The sequence below is a fragment of the Rhizobium sp. A37_96 genome, assembly GCF_053521765.1.
This window is the reverse complement of sequence record NZ_JBNWDS010000030.1, coordinates 17,125-30,329: the sequence shown is the minus strand read 5'-3', so window position 1 is coordinate 30,329 and position 13,205 is coordinate 17,125. Positions and strand designations below refer to the sequence as shown.

Here is a 13,205-nt window from a genome sequence, read left to right as displayed (position 1 = left end):
GGAGCGAGGCTCGCCCGTTGAAATCGTTGCTGCATAGCTGATCCTCCGATGAACCAGCAGAAGCATCATCCTCAACAGCAGCAAATGTGAGTCAGAGCCAATTCTCAGTGATATTTTCCCGCAGTCTGGAATGAACCCCTCGGGCTGGACCACGGGACACGGAAGAACCGATACACTCTGCGGGCCTCAATCGGAGAAGGCTCATGAAGTCCCGAGGACCATATCGACGGCATTCGACGCCGTTCAAGTTGCAGCTTTGCCAGGATATCCGAAACGGCGTCATCGGACGGCGCGACGCACAGCGGACATATAGCGTTTCAGCAAACCTCATACAGCTATGGCTGACGCAGTTCGATCGCGGCGAACTGAACGATGAGGAGGCTGAAGCCAGCGTCATTGCTGAGTACGAGGCCCACATTGCGGCGCTCGAACGCAAGGTCGGCCAGCTCACCATGGAGCTGGACCTGGGTAAAAAACACCGCGCCAGCCGATCGCGGGCGACAGCGGGAGCTCCTCCATCGTCACCGGTCCTCGGCCTGCTCTGTCCGACGGGGGTGCAAAATGATCGATCTCCCGAGAAGCAGCTATTATTACCGATCAACTGCGAGAGCGTTGAACCTGGGGGATGCGGAACTCGTCGCCATCATCGAGGAGATCCAGGACGAGCTGCCCTGCTACGGATATCGACGCGTAACGCACGAGCTTCAGCGGCGAGGCCATCTGGTCAATCACAAGCGTGTCGCTCGCGTCATGCGGGCCAATGGCCCTGGGGATCAAGCCTCGCAAGCGGTATGTTCGCACGACAGATAGCAACCACGATTCGCCGATCTACCCGAACCTCTATCGCAATGTGATCCCGGCACGGCCAGACATGGTCTGGGTGGCTGACTTCACCTACATCCGCATCGCCGTCGGGTTCTGCTATTTGGCTGTCATTCTCGATGCTTGCAGCCGGAGAGTCGTGGGTTATGGCCTGTCAAAACGCCTGGATACGCCGCTGGCATTGGCAGCGTTGCATTCAGCGATGGAGAACCGAAAGCCTCCTCCCGGCTGCATTCATCATACGGACCGCGGGTGCCAATACGCGAGCGAGACCTATCGACGAGCGCTAGATGCGGCAGGTCTACAGGGTTCCATGAGTGCCGTCGGCAACCCTTATCACAATGCGCAGGCAGAAAGCTTCATGAAGACCCTGAAAGTCGAGGACATCTATCCCGCCGGCTACGAAACCTTTGCAGACGTCGCCGCGCGATTGCCCAGGTTCATCGAAGAAGTCTACAATGCCAAGCGGCTGCACTCGGCCCTTGGCTATCGATCGCCAGCAGAATTTGAAACCCAACTCGCCCAGCAGGCGGCTTAGTTTGAAGCGCCTCGCTGGTCCAGCCCGAGGGGTTCACTCCAGTCCCGGGTCAGCTCTCAGCGCAAATCAACAACTCGCATCGCTACCCAGTTTCTAACGTGACGTTGATCACCACGCAGCAACGCCACGTTCTTTCGCAGCCCCCCAAAAAGCCCTCGCATCCTGGCTTGACGAATAGCCTCACGAGCTGGTCGCAAGACAGCGCGAATGCCGATGAGGCCTCTCAAAACCTACTGTTTTGATCTGAACGAAAAAATCGTCGTACATCGTGAACGTATATCTGTCGGCTGCAGCCCCAAGGGCGTCCTTAGGAGGAGGCAATGGTAAGAACACCCGATCGGCCTATATTACATGTTGAAACTACGGAACTGACAAGTCTGAACGCACTCTTGGTAGACGACGACCACGTTTTCGCGCATCGACTTGGCAAGGCCCTACAAGATCGTGGTTTGAATGTCGAAATCTGCACAACAATCGAGAGAGCGGGCGCCGTAATCAATCGCGGTTGCCTCGATATACTGATAACTGATCTGCGCATCGGTGACGACAGCGGTCTTGAACTCGTGAAGCTTTGCAAGGAAGTATCGCCCAACACCAAGTCGCTTGTGCTTACTGGATACGGCCACGTCCGCGCTGTTGTATCCGCGGTGAAACTTGGTGCGACCGAATTCTTAAGCAAACCCGCTGACGTGGATGAGATCTTGGAGGTGCTTGGAATTTACTCTCAACAGGGCGAAACCGAGACGCCATGCCTAAAGTCCGCAGAACAGGTCCGCTGGGAACACATCAACAGCGTGTTTGCTGAAACCGGGAATAACATTTCTATGACGGCGCGGCTTCTTAGACTGCATCGCCGGACTTTGCAGCGACTGCTTTCCCGCGGTCCGCCGAGGGGATGACGCTGACCCCATTAATCTCTTTCAGCTTTGATCCAGGGTTCGAGCATTCCGTAATAAGGTGGTTCCATTGCACAGCCCTACAGCGATGGAACCGGCTCCCTACCCCAGGAGCTGACGCGGATCGGCATCGGATCCGCGGGGGCCGGCGGCCCCTCCGCCGGCCCTTCTTTGAAGGAGGTCATCGATGAGCTACGAAGACGGAATGAGCGTGTTTTACGATCCGGTCTCAAAGACCGTTATCGTGATTTTCCGTGGTAAAACCACCATATTGGAAGGGCCATTTGAAAGTGCCCGTAGTGGTGTTGCCGCCGGTGAACATCTATGCATCAAACTTGGATGGCGTTCGAACGCGCCCAATACCTAAACGAGTAAATAAGGTATTTAGATAGTGAAAAAGGCCGGGCCGATAACTCGGCCCGGCGCTTCCGATCACATCTTGGGAAGTAGAACCTTATCGACGACGTGGATCACGCCGTTCGACTGCTTGACGTCAGCGATCGTCACGGTCGCCGTCCCTCCCGCCTCGTCGGTGAGCGTAATCTTGCCCTTGTTGTCCTTGGCCTTCAAAACACAGCCGCCGACGGTCTTGATGTCATGTTCGCCGCCATCATCCTTGATCATCTTCGCGACGGTGCTGGCCATGGCATCAGCGGCGACCACGTGGCACGTCAGAATTTTGACGAGCTTGTCCTTGTTTTCAGGCTTGAGAAGCGTCTCGACGGTCCCTTTCGGAAGCGCATCAAAGGCTTCGTTGGTCGGAGCAAACACGGTAAACGGCCCCTTCCCTTCAAGCGTGGACACCAGGCCCGCAGCCTTGACGGCAGCGACGAGCGTCGTGTGATCCTTCGAATTAACAGCGTTTTCGACGATGTTCTTGTCTTCGAACATCGCCGCTCCACCGACCTTAGGGTTTGCGGCATACGCAGCCAAGCTGCCTGTCATCATGCTGGCCAACGCGACTGCCGAAACTACCAGAAACTTTTTCATGATCATCTCCTCTCAATGCCGGCCTCTTGGCTCGGTAGGGGATTCTACGAATGACGGCCGCTCCGGTTCAAAAAATCCAAGAAAGATCGTGCAAAATGATCTGTATTATAGGTTGTGGGCAGGCCTGCGATTGCTCGATCGATGATACTGACCGTTAAATTCCGAGGATTGGCTGTATCAACCGCAAAAACCTGCTCTTGAATCGTAGCGGCGCCTCGGTAACGGCAAGACAAATGCAGTCTTTGCCCGCATCAGCCTTTGGTTGATGCATCAAGCTGTCGTCTGCCATCTCGACATCACCTCGCGAAAATGTCGAAACCTCGTCGCTAAAGCTCCCGTCAAGCACCAGCGTTAATTCCACGCCCCGGTGAGAATGCTCCGGGACAGGCTGACCGGCAGGAATCTTGAGCAGTCGCACTGTTGTCGTTTCGTCGGCGGTCGGTATCATCATTTGGGCAGCGCCGCGCCCGAGCTGGCGCCACCTTAGACCGCCGGCTGCGTCGATGTAGGTCCTCAACGGTTCCGGGTATGTCTGATCAGAAACAAACCGTCTTTTGATTGGCACAACCTTGTCGATCTGGCCCGCATCGATCTTTGCCTTGAGGCTATCCCAGCTTTGCGAGAGGTCGGCTTCATCAACAGTTTCACTCTCGATAAAATAACCCCCAATGCTTTCGAAGATCGACAGCTTCGATCTACATGCCGGGCACAGAGCAAGATGGGTCGCCACAGCAACGCTCCAGCCTTCAGCCAGGGTACCGGCCGCATATTGCTGGAGCATGTCGTCGTCCAGATGATGTTCGATCATTTGGCTTCGTCCTGAAGCGCTGTACGCAGTTTCTCGCATGCAAGTCGTATCCTTGATTTCACCGTTCCAATTGGGAGGTTTAGTTTTTCTGCGATCGTCGAATGTGTGAGACCTTCGAAGAACGACATGCGCAGCACTTCCGCATATCTGCCCTTCAAAGTCGTCATCGCCCGCCTAAGCGCTGCAGCGCTTTGCTGTCGCTCGATCAACACGTCAGCAGCCTCGAACTCATCCGGGACGAACGCCGGATCGTTTGGATCGAAGTCAGGCTTTATCGCTCTTCGAACAGAGTCTATCATCTGATTTCTGGCGATCGTGAATATCCAGGTTGACGCCTGGGCCTTGGACGGATCGAAAAGCGCCGTCTTGTGCCAGACGCGCATCATAGTCTCCTGCGCCAGCTCCTCTGCCAGTATCCGGTTTCCTCTCGTCATCTTGATCATGTAAGAGCGTACGCGCGGATAGAAGTGCCTGTATAGGAGTTCGAACGCCACGATATCGCGTGACTCTGCCACAGCCGACATCAGCGCCCTAATCCGCTCGGCATCTAAGCTAAGGGTCTCTTCCTCCAACTTTCCGACCTTTCGCGCCCCGCCTGACGTCGACGGCCACACTTTCGCGTCAGCGCATGTGGGTCGAAGTACTCCGGTTCGAAGCGGCATCTGCATATTCATGGTGTAACCTACGCGTGAACTGGCTGCTGGATCAAAAAATGGCTATTAAATTTGCTTCGAAGTATCTGCTTGGACTTCGATCGCGCCTGCCCGCGTACGTAGAGTGCGGAGTTTAGAGGCGCGTCACAGCGCCAAAGATCCGCTGAGTGACCCAAAACCCGACGCCTGATGCTGCCGCCGATAAGACCGTTCCCCAGATAAGGTCGGCAACAGTCAAGACAGTTGACCAGTTCTTCAGGGTGGACTGGTTGGTCAGGTCATAGGTGGCATAAGCCATGAAGCCGACGGCAGCGCCGTAGATGACTGCTGTCGTCATCGATCCTGACGTCAAACCCGTCCTGACAGCGAGGAAGGTCAGCCCGGCGGCGTAGACGAGGTAGAATGCCACTGCCGGCGCCAGCCGGAACTGTGGCGCAAGCATGTCGCCCAACGTCGGTCGATAAAGACGGTCGGCCATGGTGCTCAGCCATACGAAATCGATTGCGACGAAGGCGATCAGCGTTGCGGTATATGCGGTCAGGTAAGTTTTCATACGGGGCTCCCAGATGGATTTCCAAGCTCAGTTTATGCGCGTCCAGTCCACGCCCTTGCAGATCAAACCAGCAATGACGCAGCCTTTCGTGGTCATTCTATCGCCGTCGACTTTAACGGTCAGCTTGTAGCTCAGGTCGCGTTGAGGATCGAAAGCGGTGCCGAAGTAGCTTCCCTCGCTGTCTTCCTTGATGGACATAACCAGTTTGTCGCCTTCCTTCTCCTTCGGCGTGCCAGGCCTTATCCAAGTGTTGACCGCGCATATATCGGCGCCGCAAGGCGCAATCCGCACACGCGCATTCCCGTCTCCGCGGGCCCAGTTGCCGTTTATATCGGAGGCTTCAGCAGGGAATGCCGCTCCAATGAGAATAACGGGAATTGCCCAGGCAAATGATTTCGTTCTGTTCCTGCCTTGGTGCGCCGTTTCAGGCATGCTCGATCGTATAAAGTCCGACATTGATAATCTCCTCCTCAAACCCTGCCTCGCAGTAACAAAGATAAAAGTGCCACATCCGCCTGAACGTCTCGTCGAAGCCGAGGTCCGCAATGGCCGGCCAATTCGCGTGGAACCGCGTGCGCCATTCGCGGAGGGTACGAGCATAGGATTTGCCGAAGTGCTCGACGTCGGTCAGCTTGAGCCCTGCCTCCGCGACAGCCCGTCGAAGCGCCGCATCGGACGGCAGAAATCCGCCCGGAAAGATGTACCTTTGAATGAAATCGGTGCTGCCGCGGTAGGCATCGAACCGGGCCTCTTCGATCGAGATGACCTGCAGCAAGGTTCGCCCGCCTGATGCCATGCACCGCTTGATCATCGCGAAGTAATCCGGCCAATAGGCTTCACCAACCGCTTCGAACATCTCGATGGAAACAATTCGATCAAACTGACCGTCAACATCCCGGTAGTCTCGCAGCCGCAATTCAACATGACTTGCTTTACCCGCCAACTCTACGGCGCGGTTCGCCCACTCGAGCTGCGAAGGCGACAGGGTTATACCCAGCACGTGAGCATTGGAGTGGTTCACGAGGTCGAGCGCCAGAGCGCCCCAGCCGCAGCCGACCTCAAGAACGCGTTGCCCGTCCGAGACGTCCAGCTTGTCGCGGATGATCTGGAGCCGATTTCGCTGCGCCGATTCTAGTGTCTGCGTGGAACTTTCGAATACGGCCGAGGAATAGAGCATCGAGCCATCAAGCCATTGCTCATAGAACTCGTTGCCGAGATCGTAATGCGCCTCGATATTGCGGCGGCTTCCGCGCCGGGTGTTGGCATTCAGGATATGACGCAGCCGGCCGGCCAGTCTTGCTACCGGGGTCCCGGAAAGAGCTGACGCCAGTAGATCCGCATTAATGGCCGCCAATCTTATAAGCGCCGTCAGATCCGGCGTGGTCCAGTCGCCCTCAATGTATCCTTCTGCCGCGCCAAGATCGCCCGAAACCACTAGCCTGCGAAGCGCGCGCCATCTGTCAATGATAATCGTCGCATCGGGTCCGTCCTCAGTCCCGGTCTTTATTACGGCCTTCCCGTTCGGCAGGACGACCGTAAGCTGGCCGTACCGGATGCCCCTCATCATGCGTCGAAATACAAGACCGCCAATACCGACCCTCGGCTCCTTAGCCTCACATGCAATCGGTAGGCTGGCCGCCGCTTCGTCAAATTGCGCCATGGGATACACCCTCGCCGCGATTTACGTTTGAACGGCAAGAGACCGAACAGCCCGAATGATTGGGACACGACCGCCGGCTTGTGATCCTCATGCGAGCACCTCCTGCTCAGCAGCCATTCGGTCGAGCGACCGCGTCGCTGGCATGCGAGCGATGCGCCCACTTTCATGGCTGACTTTCCATGGGCGTCGCACGCCTCCGAGATCTTCAGCGACGGCGAGCCCCGCCTGAATGCCATCCTCATGGAAACCGGAGCCGAAATGCGCGCCGCAAAACCATGTCTTGCGTGCGCCCTGAAGCGACCAGATTTCGCGCTGAGCTCTCTCCGTCGCGAGATCGAAAACCGGATGCTCGTAGGTCTCGGTGGTGATGATCGTCTCGGCGCGTGGTGGACGGTTCGGATTGAGCGTAACGAAGGTCGGCGGCGCGGCGCCCAGCGGCTGCAGCTTGTTCATCCAGTAGGTGATCGATGGCTTTGGCTGATCCTGCTGGTGCGAACCTCTCCCATCGGCGACGTAGTTCCAGCTTGACCAGGCTGCACGGCGCCTTGGCATGAAGGTGGTATCGCCATGGAGAATGGCCTCGTTCCGCGAGTAGCGAAAGCTTCCGAGGATCCTGCGCTCCTCTTCGCTGGGGTCGGCCAACATGCGAAGCGCCTGGTCCGAATGCGTCGCAACGACAACGTCATCGAACAGATATTGTTTGCCGAATACGTCGCGGACTTGGACGTGGTCGCTAAGACGGCGGATTTGCTGGACTGGTGTCGAGAGCCGTACGCGGTCAGCGAAACCTGCGGTCATCCGCGCTACGTATTCCCGACTGCCGCCCCTTACCGTGCGCCACGTTGGTCGATTCCAAAGAGCAAGAAGTCCGTGGTTGCAGCAGAATTTGACAAAGCTGGCGGCAGGGTAGGCGCCGACCTCCATGGCGGGCGTCGACCAGATGGCCGCCGCCATGGGATAAAGGTGGTCCTCGCGAAACGCGCGTCCGTACCCATTGCGAGAAAGATAGTCGTTGAGAGAAATGCCGCCCATCACTGGGAGATCCCGCGGCGCGCTGCGATAGAAGCGCAGGAGATCGCGTATCATCGACCAAAAGCGGGGACTGGCGACGTTTGACCATTGGGCGAACAGGCCAAGTCCTGTGCCACCGGAGTATTCAAATTGCCCCTCGTTGAGCGATACAGCGAATGACATATCGGAGGCTGCTGTTGAGACGTCCAGGGTGTCGAACAGCGCCGTGAGATTGGGATAGGTCACTTCGTTGTAGACGATGAAGCCGGTATCGACCGCAACCTCGCCGCTCTCGGCCGTAAACTTCACTGTATTGCTGTGCCCACCAATCCGATCCGCAGCCTCGAATATGGTCACGTCATGATGTTTTGCCAAAAGCCAGGCGGCGGAAAGACCTGAAATGCCGCTGCCGATAATCCCAACCTTGAGACGGCGCGAACCGTTGCCGCGATCTCCAAATGCCATAAATATCCTCTCTCTACAAATTGAAGAATTGCCAGTCTTTACGGACGTGCTTCGCAGCGGTTCTCTCACGCGCAGATTTTTTCGCATTTTTTGACTGCGGTCCGCAAACCGAGTTGCCGCAACCGGCGTAGAGGCGCTCGGAAGCAAATCGTTCTCGGGAATATGATGGACATCAATCCTCTAGTGATCATCGCGATTGGGCTCTCTGTGGCGATGGCTGGCGCGTGGGTGATACAGCGCACGACCGGCCTCAGCGGCTGGATTGACACGATTTGGTCTGTGGCTGTGGGGGCCGGCGGCATCGCGGCGGCAATCTTCGCCGATGGTAATACCAGTCGTCGCATAATGGTGCTGATGTTCGTGGCACTCTGGTCGCTCAGGCTCGCCAGCCATATTGGCGCGCGCACCAGAGGTGCGAAAGAGGACCCCCGCTACGCGAAATTTATCGAGGAGTGGGGCGATAGCGCGCCATGGCGGCTCTTCGTGTTCTTGCAAGTGCAGGCGATTGCCGCTTTCGTTCTTGTCTTGGCCGTCTATCTGGCAGCAGCCAATGGCGAAAATCTCCTTCGCACTCTGGATTTCATTGCCATCGGGGTTGGCTTTATTGCCTTGGGGGGCGAGGCGGCTTCGGATGCCCAATTGGCTCGCTTTAGGAAGTCCCCCGGCGCCAGAACAGGCGTTTGCGAGCTGGGTCTATGGCGCTACTCCCGCCATCCAAATTATTTCTTCGAATGGCTGTTCTGGTGCTGCCTTCCCCTCTTTGCGCTATCTGGGTCGATATGGAGCTGGTTATCGCTGTTGGCTCCGGCCATGATGTATTGGCTGCTTGTTCACGTCTCCGGTATTCCGCCCCTTGAAGATTATATGCTGCGAACGCGCGGCGCTAGGTTTCGTGCCCAACAGCAGCGCGTCAACGCCTTCTTCCCCGGCCCGCGCCGCAAACCCTCGTCCATTCCCCGCGGAGACGCTCCATGAACATGCTGGCTTTTGCCATCAACACCGCTGAACGCACCCCCATACCAGACGGGATATCCCTCGCAGCGATAGATTTACTTTGCAGCAGGATGAAACGACGGCTTTTGTCGACAACCAATGAGGCTGAACAGGCTTTCGTGGATGAGATGGATCGCTTTCCCGTCGCCACTCATACGGTAGAAGCCAACCGTCAGCATTACGAGGTACCGGCAGAGTTTTTCGCGCAAGTCCTCGGTCCGCAGCGGAAGTATTCCTGTTGTCTTTATCCCGACGCCACGACCTCACTTGCCGAAGCGGAGGCGCTCGCGCTCGCGGAGACCGTTAAACATGCTGAAATCGAAGATGGCATGGAAATCCTTGAGCTTGGTTGCGGCTGGGGTTCGCTTTCGCTCCACCTTGCACTGAAATTTCCGAAGGCTCGTATTCTCTCAGTATCCAATTCGGCGTCGCAGCGCTCGCATATTCTCAGCGTCGCAAACATGCATGGCATCAGCAATCTCGACGTTATCACTGCCGATATGAACGAGTTTGAGACCGACGAGCGGTTCGATCGCGTGGTTTCAGTGGAGATGTTCGAGCATATGTCGAACTGGAACGCCCTACTCCATCGTATTCGCGGCTGGACCAAGCCGGACGGCAAGCTCTTCCTCCACGTCTTCACTCACAAGAACAGATCCTACCGCTTCGACCGCGGCGATCCTGCAGACTGGATTGCACAGCATTTCTTCACAGGCGGAATCATGCCGGCTCATGATCTGCCACATAGGTTCGGCTATCTCTTCCGGGTAGAAGCGGAATGGCGTTGGTCTGGCATGCATTATCGCAGGACCGCGCTCGACTGGCTCGCCAATTTCGATCGGAATGTCGAGAAAATCCGCCCGATTTTAAACGAGGTGTACGGAGCTGACGCTGCCCTGTGGCAGCGCCGTTGGCGGCTGTTTTTTCTTTCCACCGCGGGGCTGTTCGGTCACGATAGCGGCGACGTCTGGGGTGTCGGACACTATTTGATGGCGCCGACCAGATGAACGCTATCGACCAACGCCTAGATCCCCTGACACAGGCGACGGTCACGATCGCCTGGGTGATCATTGCAAACAAACCCTTCTATCCGCTCTATGTCTGGTATCTCGTTGGCAATGGTGTGTCTGCGTCACTTTGGACCTTGGCAGCCGCCCCGCTCATGCTGGTGATCCCTGTTCTTGCGACGCGTTCGCCGCTAGCTGCTAGAATCGCGCTACCTCTAATTGGAACACTGGATACATGGTTCGAGACGAAGCTGTTCGGCCAGAACTCCGGCACAGAATTGTTTTTTGGGGCCTGCATCATGCTGGCGGCGATTTCATTTCATCCCGATGAGAAATGGTGGCAGCGAGGCATAGCTGCCTTCGTTTTCGCCGTTTTTGTCGCTTCGCGATCGCTCACTGGTGCGCCGTTGCACGTATGGAGCGACGGCGATTTGTCTACGTTATTCAGTCTCAATTCGTTCGCAGTCGCGAGCCTGATGACCTTCATTGGGCTACGATACGCGGGGATTTGGCGCCGATAAGCGACATCAGGAACTCAACTACAAATTAACGATCCAGGAGATCTCGATGAAAAATCATATCCATAGCATACGGCCGCTACTTCTCGCTCTCGCCGTCGTTGCGTCGGCAACGTGCCTCGCAAGGGCCGAACCCGATGTCGTGAAGGTCGAACCAGACCATTACCGCGGCACATGGCTGGAAATCGCCCGAAGACCGATGTATCTGACCGACGGCTGTGTTGCTGGCTATTCGACATATCGTCAGGGACCGTCGCGTAGCGAGATCCTCGTCGAGGATGGTTGCAGGGTTGATACGCCAAAAGGCCGCTTGAAGACCGTCAAAGGTATCGGCACCGTCACTGATTTTGAAACGACCAACGCCAAAATGCGCGTCCGTTATCCCTGGTTCATCACATTCAATTACTGGGTGTTGTACAAGTCCCCGGATAAATCCTGGTTCATCAGCGCCAACCCCTCGATGACCGACCTCTGGATCTACGCGCGATCCGTACCTTCGAAGAGCAAACTTCAACGCATGGTCCAAAAGGCGAGCGAGTTGGGTTACGACGTGCGTCAGCTAGAGTTCCCCGCGCAGCGATAGTTTCTGACTAACAAACCTGTGAGTTTGGGAAGGTCCAGAGAGCGCAACAACTTGTGATATGATCCGTCCACAGCTTGCATCTCTATCAATGCAGCCTTTCTTTGGCTCATCTGATGAGCTGCAAGACAGATCTTCAAAGCTGGTGCTAAATATGCCCCGCTAACGGCGCGATGTTGCGTGTCTTCGAATATAACAATGCGGAGTCTGACTGCCTCGGGCAACCCATCCAGCCTCAATCGAGTTTCGCTCCGCTTATAGGACCGAAACAAGCGTCATCAAGCAGTAAGCGATAACAACAGCTAACGTCACCCTTTCGCGAACCTTCAGGTACCACCGCAGGTCACTGTTTGCGGCGATCGTCTGGGCGTCAACGACGAGGAGAACACCAAACAAAATCATCTGAGCTATAAGGCCGAGTGTGATGGAACCGGTGAGAAGCGTCGCAAATGCGACCAATGCCAAAACGTTGCTGGACAGGGAAATAAAGATTTTCCCCCGAACGTTGAGTGCGCTACGCCAAAGCGTTCCCGCCATGAACGAGGCGATAATTGCTCCATAAGCGATGAATGCACTCTGCGCTTCGAACTGCGGCGCGAAAATTGAAACGAGTATCAGCAGCCAAAACGGCATCGTTCCCAAATACGTCAAGACGATCGCCAAGCGACGGTGCCTTTTGCCCATCCTACTGACCCACTATGCCGTTAAGGGCATCCGCCAGCGCCAACCCGCTAACGTACGCCGCCTCGACGCGCCCGGCGATGCACCAATCGCCGCAGGCCGCGAGCTGGGTATCCCGGTCCAACAGGAACGACTGGCGAGCGGGATTGTGAACGTCCGCGTAACGCCACCTATGAAGAACCGCACTTTCAGCTTCCGATGCTTCAATCGGGATGTGGCGCTTAGAAGCCTCAATCATTTGTTTGCGAACCGCATCAAAAGGCACGTCGACGTTGGCATCGGCCCAGACGCCATTGGAATTAACAACAAGAGAAGCGGGCTTTGTACGGGCCGGTTTTGAGTCGTTATAGGCTATCCATCCGATAACTGGATCCGACACATGAGCGGCGGCGAAGGGCTCTCGAACGCGAGAATTTCGCTTAATCATCAGCGTGAAACATGCGTGCATGCCAACCTCGCGTAAGGTTTCATGGTGGGAAAAGCTGGCGGGCAAGAGCACCGCACTTTGTGGCGCTGGCGCAGTCGCAACGATCCAGTCGAACGGCCCCTCCACAAGTTCGCCGGAGTGTATAAGCCACCGACCGGGCTCTCCGCCGATCTCTGCCACCCGGCTGGCAAGACGGATGTCGAGGCCCTCGGCCATCGCTTTCGGCAACGCGGTCATAGAAGGAACGGCAACATACCTCGTCATGCTTGGAACCACGTGTCGCGCCGGACCACCTACGCTCAACGATACCACATCGCCCGTCCACGGCTTGACCAAACCCACGCCGCAAGCCTGATCCATCTCCTTACGAAAATCCTGATCTCGTACCGTGAAATATTGTGCCCCGTGATCGAACGAGACCCCGTCAATTCTGCGTGTCGCCATCCGACCGCCGAAGCCTCTGCCTTTTTCGAAAACGATCACGTCTGCGATTGTCTGCAGTGACCTGGCAACAGTCAGTCCCGCGATACCCGCCCCTATAACCCCAACTCGCGGCCGTTCCGCCATTCGATTCACTCCTCCCATTTCTGCTGCTGCCCCTAG

Annotated in this window: 17 protein-coding genes; 8 read left to right on the top strand and 9 right to left on the bottom strand. The window is 56.5% G+C overall.

Going from position 1 to position 13,205, the window contains the following annotated elements:
- Window positions 1–372: 372 nt before the first annotated feature.
- The 4 genes from ACQZ6J_RS32870 (at window position 373) to ACQZ6J_RS32855 (ending at window position 2,623) form a co-directional block, all read left to right on the top strand.
- Entirely contained in the window at window positions 373–810 is a 438-nt protein-coding gene (locus ACQZ6J_RS32870; RefSeq protein ID WP_449087095.1) for an IS3 family transposase, read from the top strand.
- Window positions 761–1,360, top strand: a complete 600-nt coding sequence (locus tag ACQZ6J_RS32865) for an IS3 family transposase (RefSeq protein WP_047637296.1) — start codon at window positions 761–763, stop codon at window positions 1,358–1,360. Before ACQZ6J_RS32870 ends, ACQZ6J_RS32865 begins: the two co-directional genes overlap by 50 nt.
- 320 nt (window positions 1,361–1,680) lie before the next feature.
- Window positions 1,681–2,259, top strand: coding sequence for a response regulator transcription factor (locus tag ACQZ6J_RS32860; RefSeq protein WP_068396621.1), 579 nt, complete (start codon window positions 1,681–1,683; stop codon window positions 2,257–2,259).
- A 184-nt stretch (window positions 2,260–2,443) separates the two neighbouring features.
- Entirely contained in the window at window positions 2,444–2,623 is a 180-nt protein-coding gene (locus tag ACQZ6J_RS32855) for a hypothetical protein (RefSeq protein WP_077472893.1), read from the top strand.
- A gap of 65 nt (window positions 2,624–2,688) precedes the next feature.
- Here ACQZ6J_RS32855 and ACQZ6J_RS32850 read toward each other — a convergent pair whose 3' ends face one another.
- The 7 genes from ACQZ6J_RS32850 to ACQZ6J_RS32820 form a co-directional block, all read right to left on the bottom strand.
- Window positions 2,689–3,246, bottom strand: coding sequence for a fasciclin domain-containing protein (locus tag ACQZ6J_RS32850; protein ID WP_047636786.1), 558 nt, complete (start codon window positions 3,244–3,246; stop codon window positions 2,689–2,691).
- Between the two features lie 154 nt (window positions 3,247–3,400).
- Window positions 3,401–4,054 (bottom strand): ChrR family anti-sigma-E factor, encoded by a 654-nt coding sequence (locus ACQZ6J_RS32845; protein WP_449087094.1) that lies wholly within the window; start codon window positions 4,052–4,054, stop codon window positions 3,401–3,403.
- Window positions 4,051–4,626, bottom strand: coding sequence for a sigma-70 family RNA polymerase sigma factor (locus ACQZ6J_RS32840; protein WP_077472894.1), 576 nt, complete (start codon window positions 4,624–4,626; stop codon window positions 4,051–4,053). The genes ACQZ6J_RS32845 and ACQZ6J_RS32840 overlap by 4 nt, the downstream gene beginning before the upstream one ends.
- 214 nt (window positions 4,627–4,840) lie before the next feature.
- Entirely contained in the window at window positions 4,841–5,260 is a 420-nt protein-coding gene (locus tag ACQZ6J_RS32835) for a DUF2177 family protein (protein ID WP_047636761.1), read from the bottom strand.
- 27 nt (window positions 5,261–5,287) lie between these two features.
- Window positions 5,288–5,716: a DUF2147 domain-containing protein gene (locus ACQZ6J_RS32830; protein WP_244510089.1), complete on the bottom strand. Its 429-nt coding sequence runs from the start codon at window positions 5,714–5,716 to the stop codon at window positions 5,288–5,290.
- Window positions 5,685–6,920 (bottom strand): SAM-dependent methyltransferase, encoded by a 1,236-nt coding sequence (locus ACQZ6J_RS32825; protein ID WP_047636762.1) that lies wholly within the window; start codon window positions 6,918–6,920, stop codon window positions 5,685–5,687. Before ACQZ6J_RS32825 ends, ACQZ6J_RS32830 begins: the two co-directional genes overlap by 32 nt.
- Before the next feature lie 87 nt (window positions 6,921–7,007).
- Window positions 7,008–8,396: an NAD(P)/FAD-dependent oxidoreductase gene (locus ACQZ6J_RS32820; RefSeq protein WP_047636764.1), complete on the bottom strand. Its 1,389-nt coding sequence runs from the start codon at window positions 8,394–8,396 to the stop codon at window positions 7,008–7,010.
- Between the two features lie 162 nt (window positions 8,397–8,558).
- Here ACQZ6J_RS32820 and ACQZ6J_RS32815 point away from each other — a divergent pair, with 162 nt between their 5' ends.
- Genes ACQZ6J_RS32815 through ACQZ6J_RS32800 form a run of 4 tightly spaced genes read left to right on the top strand, consistent with a single transcriptional unit; the run spans window position 8,559 to window position 11,497 of the window.
- Window positions 8,559–9,371 carry a DUF1295 domain-containing protein gene (locus ACQZ6J_RS32815; RefSeq protein WP_449087093.1) on the top strand — a complete coding sequence of 271 codons (813 nt, stop codon included), beginning with the start codon at window positions 8,559–8,561 and terminating at the stop codon, window positions 9,369–9,371.
- A complete protein-coding gene (locus ACQZ6J_RS32810; RefSeq protein ID WP_047636767.1) occupies window positions 9,368–10,396 on the top strand; it encodes an SAM-dependent methyltransferase in 1,029 nt (342 codons plus the stop codon). Before ACQZ6J_RS32815 ends, ACQZ6J_RS32810 begins: the two co-directional genes overlap by 4 nt.
- On the top strand, window positions 10,393–10,917 hold the full coding sequence (locus ACQZ6J_RS32805; RefSeq protein ID WP_047636768.1) for a hypothetical protein: 525 nt from the start codon (window positions 10,393–10,395) through the stop codon (window positions 10,915–10,917). Before ACQZ6J_RS32810 ends, ACQZ6J_RS32805 begins: the two co-directional genes overlap by 4 nt.
- Before the next feature lie 46 nt (window positions 10,918–10,963).
- The gene (locus tag ACQZ6J_RS32800) at window positions 10,964–11,497 is read left to right on the top strand and encodes a lipocalin family protein (protein WP_120296843.1); all 534 of its coding nucleotides are present in this window, start codon (window positions 10,964–10,966) and stop codon (window positions 11,495–11,497) included.
- Between the two features lie 252 nt (window positions 11,498–11,749).
- Here ACQZ6J_RS32800 and ACQZ6J_RS32795 read toward each other — a convergent pair whose 3' ends face one another.
- Together ACQZ6J_RS32795 and ACQZ6J_RS32790 are read right to left on the bottom strand one after the other, a co-directional pair.
- Window positions 11,750–12,157, bottom strand: coding sequence for a DUF3429 domain-containing protein (locus tag ACQZ6J_RS32795; RefSeq protein ID WP_158008782.1), 408 nt, complete (start codon window positions 12,155–12,157; stop codon window positions 11,750–11,752).
- 22 nt (window positions 12,158–12,179) lie between these two features.
- Window positions 12,180–13,169 (bottom strand): NAD(P)/FAD-dependent oxidoreductase, encoded by a 990-nt coding sequence (locus tag ACQZ6J_RS32790; RefSeq protein WP_047636772.1) that lies wholly within the window; start codon window positions 13,167–13,169, stop codon window positions 12,180–12,182.
- Window positions 13,170–13,205 lie beyond the last annotated feature (36 nt).

What these genes read in the sequence shown, in the direction of transcription:
- ACQZ6J_RS32810 (WP_047636767.1), top strand. Translation starts at nt 9,368, where the DNA reads ATGAACATGCTGGCTTTTGCCATCAACACCGCTGAACGCACCCCCATA.
- ACQZ6J_RS32850 (WP_047636786.1), bottom strand. Translation starts at nt 3,246, where the DNA reads ATGAAAAAGTTTCTGGTAGTTTCGGCAGTCGCGTTGGCCAGCATGATG.
- ACQZ6J_RS32835 (WP_047636761.1), bottom strand. Translation starts at nt 5,260, where the DNA reads ATGAAAACTTACCTGACCGCATATACCGCAACGCTGATCGCCTTCGTC.
- ACQZ6J_RS32845 (WP_449087094.1), bottom strand. Translation starts at nt 4,054, where the DNA reads ATGATCGAACATCATCTGGACGACGACATGCTCCAGCAATATGCGGCC.
- ACQZ6J_RS32790 (WP_047636772.1), bottom strand. Translation starts at nt 13,169, where the DNA reads ATGGCGGAACGGCCGCGAGTTGGGGTTATAGGGGCGGGTATCGCGGGA.
- ACQZ6J_RS32860 (WP_068396621.1), top strand. Translation starts at nt 1,681, where the DNA reads ATGGTAAGAACACCCGATCGGCCTATATTACATGTTGAAACTACGGAA.
- ACQZ6J_RS32800 (WP_120296843.1), top strand. Translation starts at nt 10,964, where the DNA reads ATGAAAAATCATATCCATAGCATACGGCCGCTACTTCTCGCTCTCGCC.
- ACQZ6J_RS32815 (WP_449087093.1), top strand. Translation starts at nt 8,559, where the DNA reads ATGATGGACATCAATCCTCTAGTGATCATCGCGATTGGGCTCTCTGTG.
- ACQZ6J_RS32830 (WP_244510089.1), bottom strand. Translation starts at nt 5,716, where the DNA reads ATGTCGGACTTTATACGATCGAGCATGCCTGAAACGGCGCACCAAGGC.
- ACQZ6J_RS32805 (WP_047636768.1), top strand. Translation starts at nt 10,393, where the DNA reads ATGAACGCTATCGACCAACGCCTAGATCCCCTGACACAGGCGACGGTC.
- ACQZ6J_RS32820 (WP_047636764.1), bottom strand. Translation starts at nt 8,396, where the DNA reads ATGGCATTTGGAGATCGCGGCAACGGTTCGCGCCGTCTCAAGGTTGGG.
- ACQZ6J_RS32865 (WP_047637296.1), top strand. Translation starts at nt 761, where the DNA reads ATGGCCCTGGGGATCAAGCCTCGCAAGCGGTATGTTCGCACGACAGAT.
- ACQZ6J_RS32855 (WP_077472893.1), top strand. Translation starts at nt 2,444, where the DNA reads ATGAGCTACGAAGACGGAATGAGCGTGTTTTACGATCCGGTCTCAAAG.
- ACQZ6J_RS32825 (WP_047636762.1), bottom strand. Translation starts at nt 6,920, where the DNA reads ATGGCGCAATTTGACGAAGCGGCGGCCAGCCTACCGATTGCATGTGAG.
- ACQZ6J_RS32870 (WP_449087095.1), top strand. Translation starts at nt 373, where the DNA reads ATGAGGAGGCTGAAGCCAGCGTCATTGCTGAGTACGAGGCCCACATTG.